Genomic DNA, 22,553 nt, shown 5'->3' with positions numbered 1-22,553 from the left:
ACTAGAGTTAAGGAACTTGTTTTATCACTTCAGTGGCTTGTTTCAACGCGCTGATTAGTTTGCTTGGATGGTGTCATGCCCAACCTGATTAACGACAGTTACATGAACTCGACTTACTTGAATTCTCGCCACAAAGAGCGAGATGATCAGTCTGCGGGTAGCATTAACAACGCGAATCTGACCGCCACTGAACGCGCTGAACTGCTAAGAAAAGAGCGTGAAGAGCAGAAACAAGCTGAAGCTGCACAAGAAGAAGCCCCGCAAAAGCGTGATTTTCGTGGTTTGATTGATAGGGTCGCCGAGCAAGAAGCGCAGAAAGCCAAGTTTTCAGCGTACACCACCCGACAACAAGAATTGCTCAAACAGGTTGAAAATACCATTACCCCGCAAAGCAACGAACGCAGCTACGATTTCAAGGTCTAGCGCAGACGTTTAGAGCGAAAAAGACAGTAAGTTTGAGCTACATACCTGCTGACACTCTCCCATCTTAGCGACAGGCGCCACTTTCTTGTTCTCGTTACCCTTTATGGTGAGTTATTGGACTAGAGTGGATGTGTTTCCCTTCAGCACGCAAAGGAGTGTGTATGCCTTTAACCCCGTTTCATGTCGCTATTCCTGTTCGACACCTTGAAGAGTCACGTACCTTTTATCGCGATGTATTGAATTGTAGCGAAGGGCGCAGCAGTGATTGTTGGGTGGATTTTAATCTCTATGGTCATCAATTGGTGATCCACCATGACCCTGCGATTGGTGAAGAGGGGCAAGTACGCTTGCATCACAATTCGGTTGATAGCCATTCTGTCCCAGTGCCTCACATTGGCGTGGTGCTTGAAATGACAGATTGGGAAGCGCTGGCGGCGCGGCTCAAAGAAAAGGGTGTGACCTTTGTTATCGAGCCGTATGTGCGGTTTAAAGGGCAACCCGGTGAGCAAGCGACGATGTTTTTCTACGATCCAACGGGCAATGCGCTGGAGTTCAAGTCATTCAAGGACATCAATGCACAGCTTTTTGAAACCTAAAGTGGCCTAGAAACTGATGCCAATAACGATACAAGCACAAATGGCAAAGAAGACGATCCAAGAAAGATGTTTTCCTTGGGAGGCGAGAAGTGAAAGCAGGCCATGGATAAAGAAAGTTAGCGCTATGATGCTCGCCATGATGTTGAGGCTGAGTTGAGGTTGTGCGAGAGCGACTAACAGGGCCGCAAAGCCACACCACGCTATGGACGTAATATGCCAAGCGAAGCGTAATGTCTTTTTAGTGAAAGCATCGCTACCAAACAATTTGGGTAGGTTGTTGCGTTTAAACAAGCGAATCAGGATGTAGCGCTCACCCAAGTAGGAGTGTGCAAACGAGATGATCACAAGCAATATCGCAGCGACATAGAGCAGGGTATCCATATTGCGTTCCTTACAAGATTTCGACTCTGACAATGCCTCTCAGAATAACACGTACTCTTAGTGCTCGTGGCGTTTGCGTTAATAAACCTGACCGTTGAACTCAATCAAGGTATGTGGCTCGATAGGTAAGCCGTTTTCTTCCTCAAAAGACTTCACCATACCGCCACGATAGACAAAGGATGCTCATTGAAAACCCGGCCATCATTTCGCCATTTTTGTTCATCAGATTTCCATTTTTCCTACACGGTGTTGCCATGCCAAGCATGTGTAATAGCAATCACTACTTAAGAAATGATGAGAATGATGATGAGCAAACAAACAGAATCTAGCCGCTATGTTCGCCGAAACAGCAATGAAAACTGGCATCAGCGTCCAGCTCAAGACAACAGCTTCTGGCGACAGTTTTCTTTTGGTATTCCGTCATGGTTATGGCCGCTGTTAATTTGTTTAGTGTGGTTGATTCAACTCGCGGCGCATTAGTCTTAGGTTGTCTATTATGTGCGTGACCAACGTTTAACGGAGCGCTTTACAGGCTCTGGCAAGCCAAATACACGCAAATTGCCACTGACGACTAGAATGACGCCGATGACTGATTGCCATGTCCACTCGTACCCTTCGAAAACGGTCGACAGAGACAATGCGATGAGTGGAAAGAGCACGGTGCAATATGCGGCTTTCGCTGCGCCTATGCGTCCAATTAACGCAAGGTAAGTGTTGAAACCGACAACCGAGCCAATAATGGCGAGATAAACAAGCGCCGACACATAAAGCGGTGAGGTAGTAAACGCTAATGAGTATCCCATTAAGAGGGCAATGGCAAACAGATACAGCGCACCATACCCCATCGCCCACGCTGTGGTGGGCAGCAATGGCATCCCTTTCTTTTGGGCGCGGGCAGACACCAAGTTCCCCATCGAGAAGAAGTAGGTGCCAATGAAGGTTACCGCAAGCCCTAACAGTATGGTCATGTCCATGGCTGAGTGAATGAATTGAGCGCCAAACAGCATGAGCACACCGACGAAGCCCATAAGTGCCCCTTGAATGAAGGTCGCGTCAGGGCGTTTTTTCTCAAGCCACCAAAGGTTCAGGGCGTTCAATATGGGAGCCAGTGAAAACACGACAGCATTGAGCCCGCTCGGAATGTACTGGGTCGCGAAATAGAAACAAAGGAAGTTATTAGAAAACAGACATAAGGCGAGTAGCGCAGCCATTTTGTGGTTTTCCGCCGTGAGTTTTGGTAGTGCATTTCGTGCAATTAGAATGATAAAAAGGGCAATGGAAGCCAACCCAAAACGCCAACCAACAGAGACAACCACAGGTGTGTCGCCTATCTGATATGCAATGGCAAGCCAAGTTGACCCCCAAATAAACACAGTGACTGCATACAATAGTGCATTCATTTGCCGACTCCTCTGACTAACTAGCTTACTGGCGTTGTTATTATTGGTTATGTGCCCAGCGTGTTTAGGTCACTGGGGTATATCTCACTGTAATATGAGCAGGGCGCGATAACTTTCATATTCCTGCTATTTTTATAGATTCTTGCGCTTTTCTATGTCGACTCAGCCGTTTGAGGTAAAAGCGGGTACCCCTAAAGAAAAACTCGGGATATATTGAAACGGAGAAGAGCGAGAGTGGTATGGACAAGGATTCGTCTAAAGAACTAAAAAGACAGCGGGTTTACAACGTGTTACGTGATAACACGGCGAAACTGCATGGAGATGTCTGGCTAGATAATGGCTTAGGGGCTGCGGTATGGAGCAACAGCCATGGCAGCGCAAGCTATGACAAGCCGGGGCACCATACATTGAGTTTCTACTTAGCGGGTGGTGAGAACACCAAGCGCTGCTCCCGCAAAGGTGATCTCTATGGCGGCGAAGATAAACTGTGTTTAATGCCAAAAGATCATCGTTCTGATTGGTCGTTTTCTGATCCCTTCCGTTTTTTCCATTTCTACTTCGAACAAGCACATCTTCAGCGTTTTGCTGAGCAGGTTTTCGATAAAGAAGGTCGTCATATTGAGCTGAAAGAATGTACTTTCGTTGATGACCCTTTCGTTAGCCAACTGGTTCGTCAAACCATGTTGAAATTGGATTGGTCACAAAGCACGGATAGGTTGATGCTTTCCCATGCACAACAAATGATGTTGCTGCATATGGTTAGGCAATACTGTCATCAGCCAATGAAGTTGGCTATCAGCAGTGGTGGTCTGTCACCGCAAAATCAGCGTCGTGTGATCGAATATGTTGAAGCACATCTTTCACGGGCGTTTTCATTGGCTGAATTGGCGGCGTTAACGCAGTTAAGTGAGTTTCACTTTGCGCGTATGTTTAAAACGAGTTTCGGTACCACTCCGCATCAATATGTATTATTTCGCCGTGTTGAACTGGCGAAAATTTTGCTAACCCAGAACAGTCTGCCGTTGGTTGAAATCGCCTCAGTGTGCGGATTCTCCTCTCAACAACACCTTTCACAGCAATTCAAACTTCGCGTTGGCGCAACGCCTGCGGTGTTCCGCCGAGAGCAAGTCAAAGGCTACTATACCCAAACAACCTGATGGCCTCCCTTCGGGCGAGTGACTGACGCTATGCTCGGTGTTATCCCTTTTTGATGGAGATGACTACATCAAAAAGGGACGCCTTGAGCATAACGCCAGTCAAACTCGCTGAATCCTGCATCTTCAGGTTGTTTGGGTATAACACCAATTGCTCAATCTTGATACACAACCTCTTAAGCTGTATGCGTAAATTGTAGTGTTAGCTTACAAGTTTAAAACACGGTTGTGCATAAAGGAGACCGCGTATGACAACCAACGACACGACACCGATAGAGAAGTTTGTGACGGTTTCCCGTGCTAGCGGAGAGGTATGGGGTTTACAGTGTAAAGATGGCTGGGTGATCTGTGACTCATCCATTTATGAAGATACCGATGTGATGCCGTTTTGGTCATCAAGAGACGCCGCTGCAATACATTGCGTTGATGAGTGGGAAGAATTCGCGCCAGTGGCGATTCTGATCCCAGAATTTCTGGAGGAATGGTTGGTCGATCTGGCAAAGGACGCTGTCATGCTGGGGCCAGATTGGGGAAGCGATCTCAGCGGTGAAGAAATTGAAGCGGCCGAACTGATTGCTCAATATTTACAGATTAGCCTTCCTCACTAACGTGCACACACCCGTACTGTCAATTTCCATTTACAGAATTTTCTTTACAGCGAGTGCTGCTGATGAGTGTCCCCTTGCGTTGCCGTTTCTGATTACCGACTGCTATTCCTTTTAGTGACTGTGTTGGCAATGCTGCCAACAAAAAAGGAATCGATTTGCTTAATTGCAAGCAGGCAGGAGAATTGAGGATGGCAAATACAACCATTAACCCAATGGGTACGGATGGCTTTGAGTTTGTGGAATATACCGCGCCGAATGCGGCAGGCATTGCTGAACTCAAGACACTATTTTCACTGATGGGCTTTGCAGAAATTGCGAAGCACAAACACAAAGACGTTTGGTTATATCGCCAAGGCGACATCAATTTTATTGTAAACGGTGAGCATGACTCGCAGGCCGAAGGTTTTGCTAAACAACATGGTGCGAGCGTGAATGCCATGGCATTTCGGGTGAAGGATTCAAACCACGCGATGCAGTATGCGGTGCAACAAGGCGCTGAAGCTTGCGAACCGCGTATTGGTTTAATGGAGCTCAACATTCCAGCGATACACGGTATCGGAGGTTCGTACCTGTATCTTGTTGACCGTTATGGTGAGAGCGAAATTTATGACATCGACTTTACCTTCTACCCTAATTGGAAAGAGACGCTAAAAGCAGCGGATGCGGGCCTGCAGGTTATTGATCATCTCACCCATAATGTCGAAAAAGGCAACATGGATGTTTGGTCTGATTTTTATGATCGGATTGCTAACTTCAAAGAGATCCGATATTTCGACATTGAAGGCAAACTGACGGGGTTGAAATCGCGCGCGTTGACAGCGCCTTGTGGCAAAATCCGTATTCCTATCAATGAATCAAGTGATGATAAATCTCAAATTGCCGAGTATCTCGATGCCTACAACGGAGAAGGTATTCAGCATATCGCATTGAGTACGGACGATATTTACCAGACAGTTGAAACACTGAGATCGCGTGGTATGCGTTTTATGAATACGCCTGATACGTATTATGAGAATGTCGACTCACGCGTGGAAGGGCATGAAGAAAGTGTCACCCAACTTCGTGATTATCGCGTATTGATTGATGGCAGTGTCAGCACTGGTATTTTGCTACAAATATTCACTGACACCGTTATTGGTCCTGTGTTTTTCGAAATTATTCAACGCAAGGGCAATCAAGGCTTTGGCGAAGGGAATTTCCAAGCACTGTTTGAATCTATTGAATTGGATCAGATTCGACGAGGCGTTTTAGACGCGGGCTAATACGATATCAAATAGAAAGAGCGATTAAGACGGCTTAAACCTCTAATGATTTATCGTTCTTACGCATATCGAACAGCAACTGATAGAAAAACTCTTTACGCAGAGTTGATTCACTGTCATCAAACTGAAGGCCTGCCGTTGGTGGGTCTTTTTCATTGTTAACCGCGACGACAGAGCCAGTTATCTTCCCGCTGATTGAATCACCATATTCCAAAACTATTTGAAGCGTTTCATCTTCGAAGAGTAGATGTTCATTAGCAGGAACTTCCAAACAGCACCCTGTTACAGAATAGTCTGTCATCGTCGCGTTGAACGTGCTGTCGCTGTCTTGGATACGAACTGACATGTTGGTGTCAATACGCGGTTGTTGACGAATTTGTCTGTGCGCGACGTTATCGGGAATGGACACAATTAGGAGCCTTATAGGCTTTTGAATAACGCCCATGACCAAGCAACGAAAAGCGATGACATCCCGAAACTCGCTGTCGGTAACGGCACGAATGATGACTTCATTGTTGGGTATTTGAAACCGTTCGATAACAGGATCTTGACCTGTGGGGCAATCAATAAGAAGAAACTGCTCTTTTCTGTATCCGACTAGCCGAGAGACGACCTGCGTTTTACGCGGATCATCAGAGAGTTCGATATTGAGTCGAGCCCCAACGGCAAGAAGTCGATAGAAACTGTCAGAGCCTTCGGTTTTGAGTGATTGCATGGCAATGTTCCGTCAGGGTTACGCTTAGAGATATTTATTAATGATAGTCTTTATCTCATCTGTTTCTGCCATTTGAATAATGCGTTTATCGATAAATTGCTTGATTTGAGGGGCTATGTCGGGTGAATACGCCAAATGAATGTTGTAGTTTGGGATCAGATTGCTCGCCTTATGAAGTTGGTAGTCTTGGTCAGTGAAGCCTAAGCGTTTTAAGTGGTACTTGAGGCGAATATCCATTTCGACAAACCCCCCAGTTTTTTTGATACGATCGACGACTCGAAATGCAGCATCATAATTTTTCACACGGACTTCGCTGACTTGCCCTTTGGCGATTTTCACATCAAGTCCTGGATAGTCGAATCCAAAGAGCAATACGGCAATCTTCCCGTTTAAATCATCGGGTGATTTATAAGGAAAGCCATCATTCGTGTTGCTGACAATACTGTGTTCGACCTCAAATAGGGGGGATGAAGATAAGTTGACGGACTGCATGCCTCCCCATTGTGGACTGCCGTATGTGATCCAGTTTGTGTTCTGGCTGTCTGATAGCAAAGTCATCATCCGATTAAATGGGTAAGTGTGGATACGCAGTTCATGTGGGCTGCCTTCTAGGGCTCTCATCAGAATATCCGTAATGATTCCGCGGTGATTCTGGCCTTCTTCTTGTATTTGTAGTGGCTCTGATTGGTCTTGTACGACGTAGTAATCAAGCGTTATTGCATGGGCGGGCGAATGAATAAAGAGCCCTAGCAGACAATATAGAGAAAGTAGGCAGATACGAGAAACCCACAGACATTTTTTAGACATAGCAATGTTCATCCAAGTTTGAGACTTTTGGCTACTATTAGAGATAGCTGCTTCTTTATCGGGACATCCATAAGCCTAGTCTATGTTGAATCAAAAAGAGAATCTCCCTCACCCTTCGAGTATGGCCGCCAGGTTGGTGAGCAGGGTGCTATTCGTGTGTAGTCTGTTGGCATTTTTGGTCGCTGCGTTTGCTCTATTTCTTGACTATCAAGCGCGCTCTGAGCAACTCCGTCAGAATGCGTTGCTGATCCATGACACCGATTTATCGAGTATCTCAAATAGTGTTTGGCAAGAAGATCTCGAGCAAGTTGGAGTGATCGTTAAAGGGATTTTTCAGCACCCCGATATCTCATATGTTCGTGTTTTTGATTCTGACCGTGTGCTAGCGGAAGCGGGGAAAAGCCCGCCAGAACCGAAAATTTCGTATCAATGGCCAATGGTCCATCAGCAATTCGGCAATAAATATAGCCTAGGCACTGTGCAGATCGAAGTGAGCTTGCAGCAAGTTTATAACGCGCTGACTGAGCGTTTTGTCATGCTGCTTCTGTTTTTAGGTGGCGCGATATTGGTACTGGGAGGTCTCGTCTTTTTCATTGTTTATATCGACGTGGTTCGGCCATTGATCTGGATTTCTCAAGGTGTGACGAAGTTTGATGCTGATAACCTACCCAAGGAAATAGAACCCCCCAAAAGTAGAATGGGTGAGGAGTTGGTGACCTTGTACACCCAATACAATAAAACCGTTGAAAAAATGCGTGAGTATAATGCTGAGCTTCATCAATCCAAAGAAACGGCAGAAGACGCAAATCTAAAGAAAAGTGAATTTCTGGCAAACATGAGCCATGAAATACGGACACCGATGAACGGCATTATTGGTATGTCCTCACTGCTTAAAGGTACGCCACTGAATGATGAGCAGCAAGAGTTCATCGATATGCTTGAAACGTCGTCATTGTCTTTACTGGATATCATTAATGATATTTTGGATTTTTCGAAAATCGAAGCGGGTAAGTTTGACTTGGAAGTCTTGGAGCTTAACTTGCTTGAGCTTAACCGCGACATAGAGCATCTATTTCGATTAAGAACGAAAGAAAAAGATCTTGCGTTTGAATGCCATGTGGATGAAAGCCTAGCGCCACTCTTGATGGGTGATGCGGTGAGATTGCGTCAGGTGATGATTAACTTGGTGGGCAATGCCGTGAAGTTTACGGAACATGGCAGTGTTCATGTCGGTATTCGACAGGTAGAAAGCAAAGACCAACAAGTTACTGTGCTATTTGAGGTTCGTGATACAGGAATTGGCATACCAGGGAGCAAGCAAGACAAGATCTTTGAGAAGTTTGAACAGGCGGATGGGAGCATGAGCCGTAATTTTGGCGGCACAGGACTTGGGCTGGCGATTTCTAGTCAGATTGTCGAGTTGATGGGGGGACGGTTACAGCTTGAAAGTACGGAAAATGAAGGCAGTCGTTTCTTTTTCAATGTGACTTTTGAGAGAGCGCAAGTACCGGAAGGTGCACCGTTCGACTCACTGTTATTTGCCGATGCAGCGATGTTGCTGGTGGACGATAGTCGATTAAATATGCGTATTACCAGCGCGCAACTGGGCAGTATGGGATGTCAGGTGTCTTGTTGCCTGCGACCAGAAGATACAGAAGAGATGATTGCAGAGCGGATGGACTCTGGGAAACCGTTCAAAGTCGTGATTCTCGATAAATTGATGCCAAACGTAGATGGTTTTTCGATTGCTTCTAGGCTGAGAAATCGCTTTGGGCAGCGCTGTCCAAGTCTTATGATGATCACGGCCGCGCCAGATATGCATGATAGTGTGAAACTCGATAATTTTCGCATCGAGGGCTACTTGTCTCGGCCTTATAAGTTTAACGACCTCAAAAATGTGTTAGCGCGTATTTTGCGAGGCCAGCAAACGCAACTGGGCGTCATTTCGCTAACGGGAGAAGTCACTGAACAAACCCAAGCAACGAGGGAAGTCGAAGTGTCTGACTCCTACCAAGGGCGAGTTTTGGTAGTGGAAGATACCATGGTCAATCAACGTGTCGTACAGGCGATGCTCACGCGCCTTGGTGTCGAGGTCGTGTTAGCAGAAAACGGCAAGGTCGCGATAGAGCTTTGCCAACAAGAGAGCTTTGATTTGATCTTCATGGATTGCCAAATGCCTATCATGGATGGGTATCAAGCCTCAAGGTTGCTTCGAGAGCATGGATACGCGCCTCAGACACCCATTGTTGCACTCACCGCCAATGCAACCTCACAAGATAGAGAGGCTTGCTTAAGGGCGGGTATGGATGACTATATTGCGAAACCGGTTAGAAAAATTGACCTAGAGCGCATGATAAAGCTTCACATGCCAGGGTCGGAGCAAGAGCAAGCCCAGACCAATTAAGTGAACAAAACGCATAAAAAAACGCCTGCAAAAATCCTGCAGGCGTTTTTGTTTTCACGTGGCTGTCTGCTTAATTTAGGATATTAAACGTTAAACCAGTATGTGAGTGTCATGTGGATCAGCGCCATTACATGGCGGATTTCCATTCCTCAAGCAAAGCATCATAATTGATGGTTTGCCCTTTGGGCTTCTCATTTTGCAGCTTCGCTTTTGGTGCGCCGGGAAGGTTTAGCCAATAGTCAGCATCGCGAGGTTTGTTGAGTTTAGGTCCACATTCACCTTGAACGTTGGCACGCTCAAGACGACGTAACACTTTATCTTGCGCCGCGGCTAAGCCGTTAAGTGCTTCTTGCGGTGTTTTTTCGCCGTTCGCGGCTTCTGCAATGAATTGCCACCAAAGCTGTGCCAGTTTTGGATAATCAGGGACGTTAGTACCTGTTGGCGTCCACTGAACACGTGCTGGGCTTCGATAGAATTCGACCAGACCACCGAGTTTCGGAGCAACATCGGTCATGGCTTGCGAGTTAATATCAGACTCACGAATTGGCGTTAAACCCACGAGCGTCTTTTTCAGTGAAACAGTTTTAGCCACTGTAAACTGCGCATATAGCCATGCTGCCATACGACGTTTTGGTTCAGTAGACTGCATGAGCGTCCAAGAGCCAGTGTCTTGGTAACCCAGTTTCATGCCATCTTCCCAGTATGGACCGCGAGGTGAAGGTGCCATTCGCCACTTCGGCGTACCATCAGTGTTAACAACAGCCAAGCCGGGTTTGGTCATGTCAGCCGTAAACGCGGTATACCAGAAGATTTGTTGAGCAATCGATCCCTGAGCGGGAACTGGGCCCGCTTCTGAGAAGGTCATGCCTTGCGCTTCTGGTGGTGCAAAGTCACGTAGCCAATCGACGTATTTGGTGGTTGCGAACACCGCAGCTGGGCCATTGGTAGCACCGCCACGCTCGACACTCGAACCCACAGGGGAACAACCGTCTACACGAATGCCCCATTCATCGACAGGAACACCGTTAGGGATACCTTTGTCACCCGCGCCTGCCATGGAGAACCATGCATCAGTAAAACGCCATCCCAAAGAGGGGTCTTTTTTACCGTAATCCATGTGGCCATAAACACGTTCGCCGTCGATTTCTTTTACGTGAACCGAAAAGAACTCAGCGATGTCTTCATAGGCAGACCAGTTGACAGGAACACCGAGCTCATAGCCATAAATGCCTTTGAATTTGGCTTTGAGATCGTCGCGGGCAAACCAGTCAGCGCGGAACCAATAGAGATTGGCAAATTGTTGATCCGGCAGTTGGTAGATTTTCCCATCTGGACCTGTGGTAAAACTAAGGCCAATAAAGTCATCAAGGTCGAGTGTTGGTAATGTGATGTCTTTACCTTCACTTTCGATGTAGTCACTGATAGGAAAAACTTTCCCATAGCGAAAGTGAGTACCAATCAAATCAGAATCATTGATGTATGCATCATAGATACTGCGGTTTGATTGCATCTCGGTTTGCAGTTTTTCGACCACATCACCTTCTTGGATCAAGTCGTGTGTCACCTTGATCCCCGTGAGTTCTTCGAAGGCCTTTGCAAGCACTTTCGATTCGTATTCATGGGTGGTGATGGTTTCGGATACGACCTTGATTTCCATACCGCGGAAAGGTTTGGCAGCGTTGGTGAACCACGCCATTTCCTTTAGCTGTTCATCTTTGTTAAGCGTTGAAGGGGTAAATTCATCATTCACCCACTTCGATGCTGCGTCGCTGTACTGATCGGCGTGTACCGCCGGTGCCAGTAACAACCCGATCATGAACCCAAGAGGCGTCCATTTGGTTACAGCAGGCAATTGCTTCATAGTTTCGCTCCTTTGTCGTTTTCCCTAACCCCAACGAAGAACGGTGACTAGCCATACAATGGCAATCCCAAAGGGATACCAAATGGGAAGGTCCGTCATTCCGATGAAGAGAAGGTGGATATAGGCACTGCCAAGCAGGCCTATAAATAGTCGATCACCCCGGGTTGTGCGGATAGGCAAAAATCCTTTCCTTTCCACACAAGGCCGAAGTACTTCGAATACGGTCATGGCTGTCAACATGCAGCCAATGGTGATAAAAAACAGAGCACTTGGGAGTGTCCAGGCCATCCAACTCATCGTATTTCTCCTTAAACGCGTCCTAGTGCAAAACCTTTAGCGACGTGGTTACGAACGAACCAAATCACCAATAATCCGGGTACGATGGTGAGCACCCCTGCCGCTGCCAGTACACCCCAGTCAATACCAGATGCACTCACCGTACGGGTCATGGTGGCGACAATCGGTTTGGCGTTCACTGAGGTCAATGTGCGCGCGAGTAAGAGCTCGACCCAGCTGAACATGAAACAAAAGAAGGCTGTGACACCAATGCCTGAGCGGATCATGGGAATGAAAATTCGCACAAAGAACCGCGGAAAGCTGTAGCCGTCTATGTAAGCTGTTTCGTCTATCTCTTTGGGAACCCCAGAGATAAAGCCTTCTAATATCCAGACAGCGAGCGGCACGTTGAACAAACAATGTGCAAGTGCTACCGCAATGTGGGTATCAAATAAGCCTACAGAGCTATAAAGCTGGAAGAACGGCAGCAAAAACACGGCTGGTGGCGCCATTCTGTTGGTGAGTAGCCAGAAGAACAGGTGCTTGTCGCCAATGAAACGGTAGCGAGAAAACGCGTATGCCGCGGGCAAGGCTACCGACAACGACAGCAAGGTATTAATGGTCACGTAGGTCAGCGAGTTGAGATAACCGTTGTACCAGCTTGGATCAGTAAAAATGATGATGTAATTTTCTAAGGTGAATGATTGAGGCCAGAAAGTCAGCCCTCCGAGGATTTCCTCGTTGGTCTTGAATGACATCATCAGTAGCCAATAGATAGGCAACATCAAAAATAGGATATAGGCAGAAAGGCCAATCGATTTTTTATTCATGACTTAATCCCTCCTGTCCATGCTGGTCATGGCGGTATAGAACATCCAACACACCAACAAAATAATTAAGAAATATATGATGGAAAATGCAGCCGCAGGGCCAATATCAAACTGACCTACCGCCATTTTCGTCAGGGCTTGCGATAAGAAAGTGGTGGAGTTACCCGGCCCACCACCGGTGAGCACAAAGGGCTCGGTGTAGATCATGAAGCTGTCCATAAAGCGCAGCAGAACACCCAGTAAGAGCACGCTTTTGAGCTTGGGTAATTGGATGTAACGAAATACAGCCCAGTTGGACGCTCGGTCGATTTTTGCTGCTTGGTAGTAAACATCGGGAATGGCGCGTAACCCTGAATAGCAAAGCAGTGCGACTAACGATGTCCAATGCCACACATCCATCACCAATACGGTGATCCATGCATCGACGGGGTCGGAGGCATAGTTATATTCCACACCAATGTTGTTGAGGAACCAGCCGAGCAGGCCGATGTCCGCCCGACCAAATATTTGCCAGATAGTGCCGACGACGTTCCACGGGATCAGCAGGGGGATAGCAAGCACGATCAGTACTATTGATGCTTTGAGTCCACGGGCTGGCATGGTGAGTGCTACGGCAATTCCTAGCGGTATTTCAATGGCGAGTACGCAAAAGGAATAGATAAATTGGCGCACAAGTGAGTCGTGTAAGCGTGGGTCGTTAAGGATTTCGCGGTACCATTCTGTACCGACGAAGTAACGCGTATTTTGATCGAATATGTCCTGTATGGAATAGTTCACCACGGTCATCAATGGGATGATGGCGGAGAAGGCGACCAAGAGGAACACGGGCATGACCAAGAGCCATGCGCGATTGTTTTCGGTTTTAGTTTGCATCCTGCTCTCCCGTTTCCATCTCTGATTGTTGCGGTTCACCGGCCAAAAATTCGTCGATGTATAGCTTTAACCATTGAGCGGGAAAGCTGATATGGGCGTGGTCAGCCGGAACAGGCGCTTCTTCTGCAATGCGCAGTTTTAACAATTGTTTGCCAAAGCGAACGGTAACGATTTTATACGTGCCGAGGTCTTCAACGAACTCCACGGGGACTTGCCACGCGTCGTCTCGCTTTTCCTGCCACAGGTGAACGAATTCGGGCCGAATGCCCACTTTGATATTGCTGCTATCGGTTTGGGCCAAGACATTGCGCTGTTCGTCAGTTAACAACAGCTCTATATCTTCAAAGCTGACATTGCCGTCGGGAGTTCTTTGTACGGGCAACAGGTTCATGCCTGGACTGCCAATAAAGAATCCAACGAAAGTGTGATTGGGTGACTCAAACAATTCGCGTGGTGTACCAAACTGCACAATGACACCGTCGTACATCACGGCGATCTCTTCCGCGAACGTGGCGGCTTCCAGTTGGTCGTGGGTCACGTAAATCATGGTGATGTGAAACTGTTCGTGAATCTGCCTCAGCTTACGGCGCAGTTTCCATTTGAGATGGGGGTCAATCACCGTCAGCGGTTCATCGAACAAGATCGCGGAAACATCTTCACGTACGAGTCCTCGTCCCATGGACACTTTTTGCTTTTCATCAGCGGTAAGGTTGCTAGCACGTTTGTCGAGTACAGGAGTGAGTTCAAGCAACTCAGCCACATCGCTCACGCGAGAGCGCACTTTGGCTTCAGGCGTTTTCATATTCCGTAATGGAAAGGCAAGGTTGTCATAAACGGTCATGGTGTCGTACACCACAGGAAACTGAAAAACCTGTGCGATGTTTCTTTCTTGCGGCGCTAGCTGGCTGACGTCTTGGTGGTCGAAAACCACCTTCCCTTCCGAGGGGGTCAATAACCCTGAAATGATGTTCAGCATGGTGCTCTTGCCACAGCCAGAAGGCCCAAGCAGGGCATAGGCACCGCCATCTCGCCATGTATGGGTCATTTTTCTAATGGCGTAGTCGTTGCGACCTTGCGGAGAGGACGAGTAAGAATGCGCTAATGAATCGAGAATTATTTCTGCCATGCTTATCTCCTCACAAACGGCGTGCAGATTGAATTAGCTGCTTTGACTGGTCGAACACATACAGTTTGTGTGTAGGCACATAGATGCTGATGCGTGCATCGACGGGGTAATCGTGAACACCAGGTAAGTGCAGAACCATGTTGATATCGCGGTTTCGTACGTGCAGGAAGGTTTCGCTGCCGCTGATCTCAGCCAGTTCAACGTCAACAGACAGCTCAAGGTCGTCGTCGTTATGTGGGACCAAACTCAAATGGTTAGGGCGGATACCAAATTGGTACTGTCCGTCACTGAGTTCTCCCAGATCGGTATTGAGGGGAAAGTGAATCGTTTCATTGAACGACACATTGCCAGCGCCAACACTGCCATTGATCAGGTTGATTGGCGGCTCGCCGAACAGATCTGCGCATGTGACAGAAGCGGGATGGTGATATACCTCCGCGGTAGGGCCGGACTGGATCACCTTGCCTTCATGAATGAGCAAAACGTTTCCGCCCAATGCGAGCGCTTCATTGGGCTCTGTGGTGGCGTACACGGCAATCGTGTTGCGTTCAGCAAATAACTCTCGCATTTCTTGGCGAAGCTCTTCACGAAGTTTGTAATCGAGGTTCACGAGAGGTTCGTCAAACAAAATGAGATCGGCACTTTTAACAAGGGCGCGTGCCATGGCAGTTCGCTGTTGTTGACCACCTGAAAGCTCAAGCGGAAGGCGATCGAGGAAAGATTCGATACGCAACATTTCGGCGGTTTCCTGCACGCGCTCTTTGATGATGTGTTCAGGGTGTTTTTCTAGGCGCAGTGGAGAAGCGATGTTTTCATACACTGTCATGTTGGGGTAATTGATAAATTGTTGGTACACCATAGAAACGTTACGCTCACGCACAGGTATGCCAGTGACATCTTGGCCATTGAACAAGACGCTGCCAGAAGAGGGTTTATCTAATCCCGCCATGAGTCGCATTAGGCTGGTTTTTCCCGCTAACGTTCTGCCGAGCAAGACGTTGAATGAACCGGGTTCGATACGCAGATCGATATTGTCTAGCCACACCTCGTTATTACTTATTCGTGTGACGCTTTTCAGTTCAAGTGACATGAAGGCTCCCTGAATCAGTGTTGGGGTCAATGTGGTAGCGTGAAATTTCTCTTTGCGAAAACGCGCGCATACATCACATTCCGAATGATATACGCTAGAACCGTGCCAATAGTTAATGAAATGTTATATCGTTGATTTATAATCATATAAATGAAATGTGAACATTGGTGGTATGAAAAAAGTGTCACCTATTGTGTTGACTGTTAACAAAATGTGAACAATGATTAACGCTCATTTTATGTTCGAATGCGCATGGTGGGATGTTGTAATGAGCGATAAAGCTCACTCTCATAGTGAGATAATCCAAGCTTCATGGCGGCGCTGTCAGTCATTTGGTTTGTCACAAAAAAACTCGCCTGAAATTGTGAAACTCGATACCGGAGATTGGGGAGATGTTCGCGATCGGTCTCATGACCTGATTGCGACGACGCAAGAACAAGTCCTACCTTTTTACGAAAATATTTTGGTAAACAGCAACAGCTTAGTGCTCTTGGCAGACAATGATGGCAACTTGCTGAGTCGCTGGGGGCGGCCAGGTTTTATTAATCAAATGGAGAAACATCTGTTTGACGAAGGAACGAACTGGCGAGAAAAATACAACGGTACAAACGCTGTGGGTACAGCCTTGCAAACCGGAGAAGCCGTCGCGGTGGGGCGAGATGAACATTATTTGATAGCAAACCGCTACATGACCGCATCTGCCGCCCCGATATTCAATAGTGATAGGCATTTGGTCGGTGTATTGAACATTTCTTCGGACGCTTATTTGCCGACATCACATGTCGCAGGCATGGTGAAGGTGATGACACAATCGGTTGAGAATCAACTGATCATCGCTACTTACCGTCATCACTGCCACATGCTCACCTTTAACACCAGTAGTGATAACCTCGCTAGCCAGTGGGCTGGGCTGTTAGTGTTTAATGAAACTGGCGACATCATTGCTGCTAATCGGCGAGCGGATTTGTTAGTCGGGCAGACCTTAGTGGGTTTGGACATTGGGTCAGTCACTGGAATTTCGGCGCTCAAGCTGTCGGCACATCCTGAACATCACCCTCTGTCATTTATTGGGTTGTCTAAATACCGCCTGTTTGGAACGATTAAGCGACCAGTCAACCGCGCAATTCGATCGCCACTCTCGGTACCGTTTCCTATTTCAGGGTCATCGATTCCCTCTCAAAAGGCGGCTATCAAGCCCAGCGAACGTCAGCTTCAACATTTGGACCTTGGCGACATCAAAATGCAAAAGGCCATTCGGCAAGCTCAGAGTGTAGTAAACAGTGATATTCCGTTGGTGATCCAAGGTGAAACAGGGGTTGGCAAAGAGGTGTTTGCTAAAGCAACCCATGCTTCATCAAGTCGCGCCCACAAAAAGCTGGTGGCGGTAAACTGCGCAGCGATTCCGGCTGATCTGGTGGAATCTGAATTATTTGGCTATGTGAAAGGTGCTTTTACAGGGGCGAATACGAAAGGCAGCATTGGCTATATCCGACAAGCAGACGGCGGCACCTTAATGTTGGATGAAATTGGCGATATGCCACTGCATGTGCAAGCTCGATTACTTAGAGTACTGCAAGAAAAAGCCGTGACGCCCCTTGGCAGCACCGAAAGTTATTCGGTGGATTTTCGTGTGATATGTGCAACGCACCAATCGCTACGAGAAGCCGTCGCGCAGAAAAAATTCAGAGAAGATCTGTACTATCGCATTAATGGATTGACGCTTTTCCTACCAGCTTTGAAAGAACGTTCTGACATAAATGCTCTTGTTAATGTATTACTGCCCGAGCTTGCAGGAGAGATCAGTACGCAAATTGATGATGAAGTGTTTGCGCTATTTAATCGCCACCCTTGGCCGGGCAATATTCGACAGTTGGTAAACACGCTTCGTGTTGCTTTGGCGCTGTCAAACAATGAGAGAGTGCAAACTCACCACCTTCCAGATGATTTCTTCCTCGACCTTCGCAATGACGTTATACCACTTTCATCACAGCCAGAAGTGACTCCTCGTGTTGCTAGCTGGCGCGAAAGCCTCCCTTTGTTGTATGCCGAAACGGAAGGCAACATTACCCGAATTGCAGAAATTTCAGGTGTGAGTCGTAACACTATCTATAAGCGCCTTCGGATGCTGGGCATCAAATAGCCAAAACTTAACCTGCACTATAAATGTCAATTAAATTAGTGTCTTGTTGCACGTTATTTCCGCATTGAGCCGAAAAAACTCATTACAACCCTAAATATTATTTCCCTGATTAGAGATCTGAGTCGCATTTATAGTTCAGGGTGATGTTAACCGTATTGCGTGTTTTTTACGCATATTTTGTGTGGGGATTAAGCGGCTTTGCTTTACGTTCTCATGAATGTTTAGTTGCATTAGTGCGCCATTTGATTCGTTTTAGCGACTTATTATTCGTTTTTGTGTTGTTTTTATGAATGTTTGATTGTTGGTGAAATGTTAGCCCAAGTGTCTGTCAAGTGCTTTAAATGTTAATAAATATATCGTTGAACTCTGTGTTTCTAGGATGTTAATTTTTATTCCGCAGCATCAATGCAAACGGAATTTATAAGAAATACAGGAACGTATTCTATGAAAAAGACAATCTTAGCAGTAGCAATCCCAGCAGTACTTTTGGCAGGCAACGTAAGCGCATTCGAAGCATATAACGGCGATGCAGGTTCAGTAGAAGTTTACGGCCAACTTCGCGCAACACTATCTAAGTCGCCAGATAAAGATATCACTCTGAATGACGGCAGCTCTCGTGCCGGTGTTAATGCGCTATACACTGTCACTGATGACGTTGATGTGTTCGCAAGACTTGAGTACAGCATTAGCTATGATAAAGATGCGATGGCAAACCGTTTAGGCTACTTCGGTTTTACGGGTGACTTCGGTAAAGTCATTCTAGGTAAACAGTACCTGACTGCTGATGACCTATGGGGTGTTGATAACTCTTACTGGTTCGGTGGCTCTCACGTAGTAGAAGGTACAGTTTCTGGCGGTAAACACGACAGCGCTATTCGATATATCCTAGAAACGGATTTTGCAACGTTTGACGCAAGCTATGGCCTTGCGGAAGATGGCGCAGCAGCACAGGTAGCAGAACTGTTCGTTAGTAAAGATATTGCAGGCTTCTCTCTAACTGCGGGTGTGTCTTCTGCTGAGCAAGAACATGGCGCATTCGATTATAAGGTTGACGACACGACAACTGTTAACGTTAAGGCGGGTGCCGTAGACGATCTTTACTACACATTGTGGGCAGAGCGTACTTTTGGTGACTTGACCGTTGGCGCGCAATTCGCGAGCAGCGCAATGGAAAGTGATGCGTTGGCTGTAGACATTGATCGCCAAGGTTACACATTAGCGCTGAACTATGCACTGTCTGCTAAATCAGACGTATATGGTGGCTATGAATTCACTGAAATTGAAGCGCGCGCTGACCAAGTTGGACTTGCTGAGAACGATGACTACACCAATGTTTACGTAGGTGCAGTACACAGATTTAATTCATACTTCCGCCTTTGGGCTGAAGCAGCTTACTCAGATGGCGTCACTTTGGGTTACAAGAACAACAAAAATGATGGTTTCAGCGTTTCACCTAGTGTTGTAGACGGTGACGCTCAGTTCGCCATCGGTGCACGTGTTTACTGGTAATCAATACCGTTAACAACGCTTAAACTTCACACTGTCTTTAAAGCTCAGCATTTGTTGGGCTTTTTTCGTTGTACTCGTTTAATGACCAAGAGCTGCTTGATGGCACTTGTCTCAATGCAACAAAAAAGGAGGCAGTAGCCTCCTTTTGTTCAATCTGATACTGGTGACAGCATCCTATGTATAAATGCTTACTTCTTGCCTTCTTTCTCTAGGCGCGTCAATTCTTTGATTTGACGACTGATTTCGCGGCGTTCTTTTGAAATCTCAGCGCTGCTGATAATGTGGTCATCAACACGATCTTCATAATCTGCTTTCATGTTCTTGACGATTTCTACGATTTCGTCAGGAGTCATGTTTGGCTGAATGTAGTCAAGCAGGTTCTCAAGCAAAGTAACGCGCTTTTGGTTGTCGCGGATTTTTTTCTCGTTGTCCTGAATTTCCCGCTTCAGTTTATTTTTGCGACGAGAGAACTTAACGATCTCGAATACATTGTTCATCTGTGTTCAACCTTCTATGTGTAATCCTGACGAAATTAAACCACATCGGGAGCGTTGGAAACAGTCTTTTGATCAAGGAAAAGTGAGTAATTTTGGAAGTTGTAATCAGCGTGGAGTGTACGGAAGTATTGGCGGTTTTTTGTCGTCATGCTGTGAAAGAAATTGTTTGGGTCGCAGACCTGCATGACGACAAATGAAAGTAAATTACTCGACGGTCCCTTCTAATCGAACAGATTCGTTTTGTGTTTTTAGTGTCGCCCCTCTCAACATAGCGGTGACTAACTCAGTTGCATCAAATTTCTCTAGCGCTTCGTGTGCCCCTACTTGGTGAGCGCGATCAACACTGATTTCACTCGAAAGCGAGGTATGTAGGATGAGGTATGCTTCAGACAATGAATTATTGCTGCGTATTTCAAATGCTAACTCGTAACCATCGATTCCCGGCATTTCAATATCACTGACTACAATGTCGAAGGGGCGTCCTTGCATGGCTGAATCTTTCATTTTCTCCAGCGCATCAAGGCCATTGGCGCTGACCACGTAAGGGATGTTTATGCTGTCGAGTGCCTCTGACAGTTGGCGTCTTGCCAGGCTGCTGTCATCAACCAAAAGAATATGCATAGGTTTGAGCTTTTCGCGATCAACATCAGCGAGGATCGGATGCAGTTTGTCTTCTGAGGTTGGAAAGACTTTAGACATGATGAGTTCGACGTCGAGTAACTGAACGATTTTCTCATCGACATTCATCACACCCGTTAAGAAAGCGTGTGTGCCAAGCGTATTTGGAGGCGGAGTGATATTTCTCCAATCGCATTCACTGATTTTTTCTATACCACGAACAAGAAAGCCGACCACGCGACGTTGACAATCGGTAATGATGATAAAGCAATTATCATATTCTTCTTTACCCACTGCGGGGTAACCAATTGCCTTTGCCATATCAATGATAGGTGTGGTGATGCCACGCATGTTAGCTGTACCAACAACAGTGTGATGGGAACCTGGCAGTGCTGTTAGTGAGCAATATGGCACTATTTCACGGACTTTCAGCGTGCCGATAGCAAATGTCTGCATGGCTGAGAGTTTAAATAGCAGCATTCCCTGAGATTCATTAGCCTTGCTTTTCATATTCGCGCCTGTCACTAACAGTAGTGTTTTTATAATTGTACTTTAATTGTAGCGTTTCGTTGGCATGATAACACCTAGGTTGTTCTGATTTTTTTTAAATCTTTAGCTAGTTGTTCTGCTCTAGCGGCATGTTTTGTAACGATCTGTTATTGTGTCTCTTCATTAGGACTTCGCATTATTCTCGAACTTTTTCTATGATTAATGGTGATAGATAACACGATAAATAACACTGCCTTGATGAGTGGAAGCAGTAAATGTGCTTTACTGTTACTCACTTGATAGACAAAGAGAAATCACACCATGATGTGATTAAACATTGGTTTATACCCATGACGAGTATTCTTGATTCTGTAGACTCCCGAACGCGCCTTGTTGGTGAAAATCGACTTGAACTGCTGATTTTTCAACTTGGTACACGACAGCTTTTTGCCATAAACGTGTTCAAAGTACGCGAAGTGCTGAAAGTGCCACATCTTAATCAGATGCCAGGCGCTCACCCCAAAATTAGCGGTGTTGCGACCATTCGTGGGCATTCGATTCCCGTTATAGATATGCGTCAGTCCATAGGTATGAGGCCACTGGAGAAAGATCAGGACTCTAACCTGATAGTCACCGAGTATAATCGGACAATTCAGGCCTTCATGGTTGGTAAAGTGGTGTATATCAAAAATATGGGGTGGGATGAAATATTGGAGCCGCCGACCACAGGGCGCGGAAACTACCTGACTGCAATCACTCGACTTGAGCATGAAGATGCGCTTAAGTTGGTTGAGATTATTGATGTTGAAAAGGTATTGGCGGAGATTGTTTCTTACGATATCGGCATTTCTGAAGAGGTACTCGATCAGGATCTCTCTCAGCACTTGATGGGACAGAAAGTGTTGGTGGTGGATGATTCTTCGACAGCGAGGAAGCAAGTCACAGAAACACTAGGACAACTCGGCATTGAATGCATAGAAATGAAAAACGGCGCGCATGCTCTGAATCTTCTGAAATCTTGGTGTGATGAAGGCAAAAAAGTGACCGACGAAATCTTGTTGATGATCACTGATGCGGAAATGCCAGAGATGGATGGATATAAACTCACCTCCGAGGTGCGTGCAGACACAAGGATGAGTAATCTTTACATTGCTTTGAATACCTCGTTAAGCGGCAGTTTTAATGAAGCCATGGTCGAAAAAGTAGGCTGTGATCGTTTTGTGTCTAAGTTCCAACCTGATTTATTGGTTGATGTTGTTCAAACTCGCATGAGAGAAGCATTGGAGAATAAAACGGCAAGATAGCAGATAGCATGCATAGGCAGATCGGACAGCTATTTTGTCTGTCGCTTAAGGCTTTGGCTTGGTTTTGTTGAAATGAGTCGTGAACTCATGAAATGGCTCCACTACAACGGCTACCCACAGAATAACTTATTCACTTTTTCTGTGGATAAGTGAGTGAATGTTCCCTTCTACTCTTGTCGTTACCCTTGTA

Annotated in this window: 22 protein-coding genes; 10 read left to right on the top strand and 12 right to left on the bottom strand. The window is 46.4% G+C overall.

All coding sequences use genetic code 11. The features are described 5' to 3' along the window. The first annotated feature begins 75 nt into the window (after positions 1–75). Together LRP50_RS19480 and LRP50_RS19475 are read left to right on the top strand one after the other, a co-directional pair. A complete protein-coding gene (locus LRP50_RS19480; RefSeq protein WP_274166121.1) occupies positions 76–423 on the top strand; it encodes a hypothetical protein in 348 nt (115 codons plus the stop codon). A gap of 161 nt (positions 424–584) precedes the next feature. Continuing rightward, the gene (locus LRP50_RS19475) at positions 585–1,019 is read left to right on the top strand and encodes a VOC family protein (RefSeq protein ID WP_274166120.1); all 435 of its coding nucleotides are present in this window, start codon (positions 585–587) and stop codon (positions 1,017–1,019) included. A 6-nt stretch (positions 1,020–1,025) separates the two neighbouring features. Here LRP50_RS19475 and LRP50_RS19470 read toward each other — a convergent pair whose 3' ends face one another. Further along, a complete protein-coding gene (locus LRP50_RS19470) occupies positions 1,026–1,400 on the bottom strand; it encodes a hypothetical protein (RefSeq protein ID WP_274166119.1) in 375 nt (124 codons plus the stop codon). Positions 1,401–1,706: 306 nt separating this feature from the next. On the opposite strand from LRP50_RS19470, the gene LRP50_RS19465 reads away from it, so the two are divergent. Continuing rightward, positions 1,707–1,880 carry a hypothetical protein gene (locus LRP50_RS19465; protein WP_274166118.1) on the top strand — a complete coding sequence of 58 codons (174 nt, stop codon included), beginning with the start codon at positions 1,707–1,709 and terminating at the stop codon, positions 1,878–1,880. A gap of 14 nt (positions 1,881–1,894) precedes the next feature. Here the strand turns inward: LRP50_RS19465 and LRP50_RS19460 are convergent, their stop codons facing one another. Next, positions 1,895–2,800 (bottom strand): DMT family transporter, encoded by a 906-nt coding sequence (locus tag LRP50_RS19460; RefSeq protein ID WP_274166117.1) that lies wholly within the window; start codon positions 2,798–2,800, stop codon positions 1,895–1,897. Between the two features lie 239 nt (positions 2,801–3,039). On the opposite strand from LRP50_RS19460, the gene LRP50_RS19455 reads away from it, so the two are divergent. From LRP50_RS19455 to hppD, 3 genes are all read left to right on the top strand, one after another. Then, positions 3,040–3,957 carry a helix-turn-helix domain-containing protein gene (locus LRP50_RS19455; RefSeq protein ID WP_274166116.1) on the top strand — a complete coding sequence of 306 codons (918 nt, stop codon included), beginning with the start codon at positions 3,040–3,042 and terminating at the stop codon, positions 3,955–3,957. A gap of 245 nt (positions 3,958–4,202) precedes the next feature. Further along, complete coding sequence (locus tag LRP50_RS19450) at positions 4,203–4,562, top strand: DUF2750 domain-containing protein (RefSeq protein ID WP_274166115.1); 360 nt, start codon at positions 4,203–4,205, stop codon at positions 4,560–4,562. A 188-nt stretch (positions 4,563–4,750) separates the two neighbouring features. Further along, positions 4,751–5,824 (top strand): 4-hydroxyphenylpyruvate dioxygenase, encoded by a 1,074-nt coding sequence (hppD, locus tag LRP50_RS19445; protein WP_274166114.1) that lies wholly within the window; start codon positions 4,751–4,753, stop codon positions 5,822–5,824. A 34-nt stretch (positions 5,825–5,858) separates the two neighbouring features. On the opposite strand, the gene LRP50_RS19440 is transcribed toward hppD, so the two are convergent. Together LRP50_RS19440 and LRP50_RS19435 are read right to left on the bottom strand one after the other, a co-directional pair. Continuing rightward, the gene (locus LRP50_RS19440) at positions 5,859–6,539 is read right to left on the bottom strand and encodes a flagellar brake protein (RefSeq protein ID WP_274166113.1); all 681 of its coding nucleotides are present in this window, start codon (positions 6,537–6,539) and stop codon (positions 5,859–5,861) included. A 24-nt stretch (positions 6,540–6,563) separates the two neighbouring features. Further along, positions 6,564–7,346 carry a substrate-binding periplasmic protein gene (locus tag LRP50_RS19435; RefSeq protein ID WP_274166112.1) on the bottom strand — a complete coding sequence of 261 codons (783 nt, stop codon included), beginning with the start codon at positions 7,344–7,346 and terminating at the stop codon, positions 6,564–6,566. Between the two features lie 154 nt (positions 7,347–7,500). On the opposite strand from LRP50_RS19435, the gene LRP50_RS19430 reads away from it, so the two are divergent. Further along, positions 7,501–9,750: a response regulator gene (locus LRP50_RS19430; protein WP_274166111.1), complete on the top strand. Its 2,250-nt coding sequence runs from the start codon at positions 7,501–7,503 to the stop codon at positions 9,748–9,750. A gap of 127 nt (positions 9,751–9,877) precedes the next feature. On the opposite strand, the gene LRP50_RS19425 is transcribed toward LRP50_RS19430, so the two are convergent. The 6 genes from LRP50_RS19425 to LRP50_RS19400 are packed head-to-tail and all read right to left on the bottom strand — an operon-like array spanning position 9,878 to position 15,806. Beyond that, entirely contained in the window at positions 9,878–11,611 is a 1,734-nt protein-coding gene (locus LRP50_RS19425) for an ABC transporter substrate-binding protein (RefSeq protein ID WP_274166110.1), read from the bottom strand. Positions 11,612–11,635: 24 nt separating this feature from the next. Then, positions 11,636–11,908, bottom strand: coding sequence for a DUF2160 domain-containing protein (locus LRP50_RS19420; RefSeq protein WP_028021751.1), 273 nt, complete (start codon positions 11,906–11,908; stop codon positions 11,636–11,638). 11 nt (positions 11,909–11,919) lie between these two features. Beyond that, the gene (locus LRP50_RS19415; protein WP_274166109.1) at positions 11,920–12,717 is read right to left on the bottom strand and encodes a carbohydrate ABC transporter permease; all 798 of its coding nucleotides are present in this window, start codon (positions 12,715–12,717) and stop codon (positions 11,920–11,922) included. Positions 12,718–12,720: 3 nt separating this feature from the next. Then, a complete protein-coding gene (locus LRP50_RS19410; RefSeq protein WP_274166108.1) occupies positions 12,721–13,590 on the bottom strand; it encodes a carbohydrate ABC transporter permease in 870 nt (289 codons plus the stop codon). Next, positions 13,580–14,716: an ABC transporter ATP-binding protein gene (locus LRP50_RS19405; RefSeq protein ID WP_274166107.1), complete on the bottom strand. Its 1,137-nt coding sequence runs from the start codon at positions 14,714–14,716 to the stop codon at positions 13,580–13,582. The genes LRP50_RS19410 and LRP50_RS19405 overlap by 11 nt, the downstream gene beginning before the upstream one ends. Before the next feature lie 10 nt (positions 14,717–14,726). Beyond that, complete coding sequence (locus LRP50_RS19400) at positions 14,727–15,806, bottom strand: ABC transporter ATP-binding protein (RefSeq protein ID WP_274166106.1); 1,080 nt, start codon at positions 15,804–15,806, stop codon at positions 14,727–14,729. A 268-nt stretch (positions 15,807–16,074) separates the two neighbouring features. Here LRP50_RS19400 and LRP50_RS19395 point away from each other — a divergent pair, with 268 nt between their 5' ends. Together LRP50_RS19395 and LRP50_RS19390 are read left to right on the top strand one after the other, a co-directional pair. Continuing rightward, positions 16,075–17,946 carry a sigma-54-dependent Fis family transcriptional regulator gene (locus tag LRP50_RS19395; RefSeq protein WP_274166105.1) on the top strand — a complete coding sequence of 624 codons (1,872 nt, stop codon included), beginning with the start codon at positions 16,075–16,077 and terminating at the stop codon, positions 17,944–17,946. Positions 17,947–18,390: 444 nt separating this feature from the next. Beyond that, a complete protein-coding gene (locus LRP50_RS19390) occupies positions 18,391–19,455 on the top strand; it encodes a porin (protein ID WP_274166104.1) in 1,065 nt (354 codons plus the stop codon). A 188-nt stretch (positions 19,456–19,643) separates the two neighbouring features. Here the strand turns inward: LRP50_RS19390 and LRP50_RS19385 are convergent, their stop codons facing one another. Both LRP50_RS19385 and LRP50_RS19380 read right to left on the bottom strand, forming a co-directional pair. Further along, the gene (locus tag LRP50_RS19385) at positions 19,644–19,952 is read right to left on the bottom strand and encodes a DUF496 family protein (protein ID WP_274166103.1); all 309 of its coding nucleotides are present in this window, start codon (positions 19,950–19,952) and stop codon (positions 19,644–19,646) included. A gap of 204 nt (positions 19,953–20,156) precedes the next feature. Then, complete coding sequence (locus LRP50_RS19380; protein WP_274166102.1) at positions 20,157–21,080, bottom strand: chemotaxis protein; 924 nt, start codon at positions 21,078–21,080, stop codon at positions 20,157–20,159. Between the two features lie 329 nt (positions 21,081–21,409). Between LRP50_RS19380 and LRP50_RS19375 the strand changes: the two genes are divergently transcribed. After that, complete coding sequence (locus LRP50_RS19375; protein WP_274166133.1) at positions 21,410–22,363, top strand: chemotaxis protein CheV; 954 nt, start codon at positions 21,410–21,412, stop codon at positions 22,361–22,363. Positions 22,364–22,553: the final 190 nt, after the last annotated feature.

It is taken from the genome of Enterovibrio gelatinilyticus (genome assembly GCF_028683095.1).
Taxonomy (GTDB): domain Bacteria; phylum Pseudomonadota; class Gammaproteobacteria; order Enterobacterales; family Vibrionaceae; genus Enterovibrio; species Enterovibrio gelatinilyticus.
The sequence above is the reverse complement of the archived record's forward strand: the minus strand, read 5'-3'. Positions and strand labels throughout refer to the sequence as shown.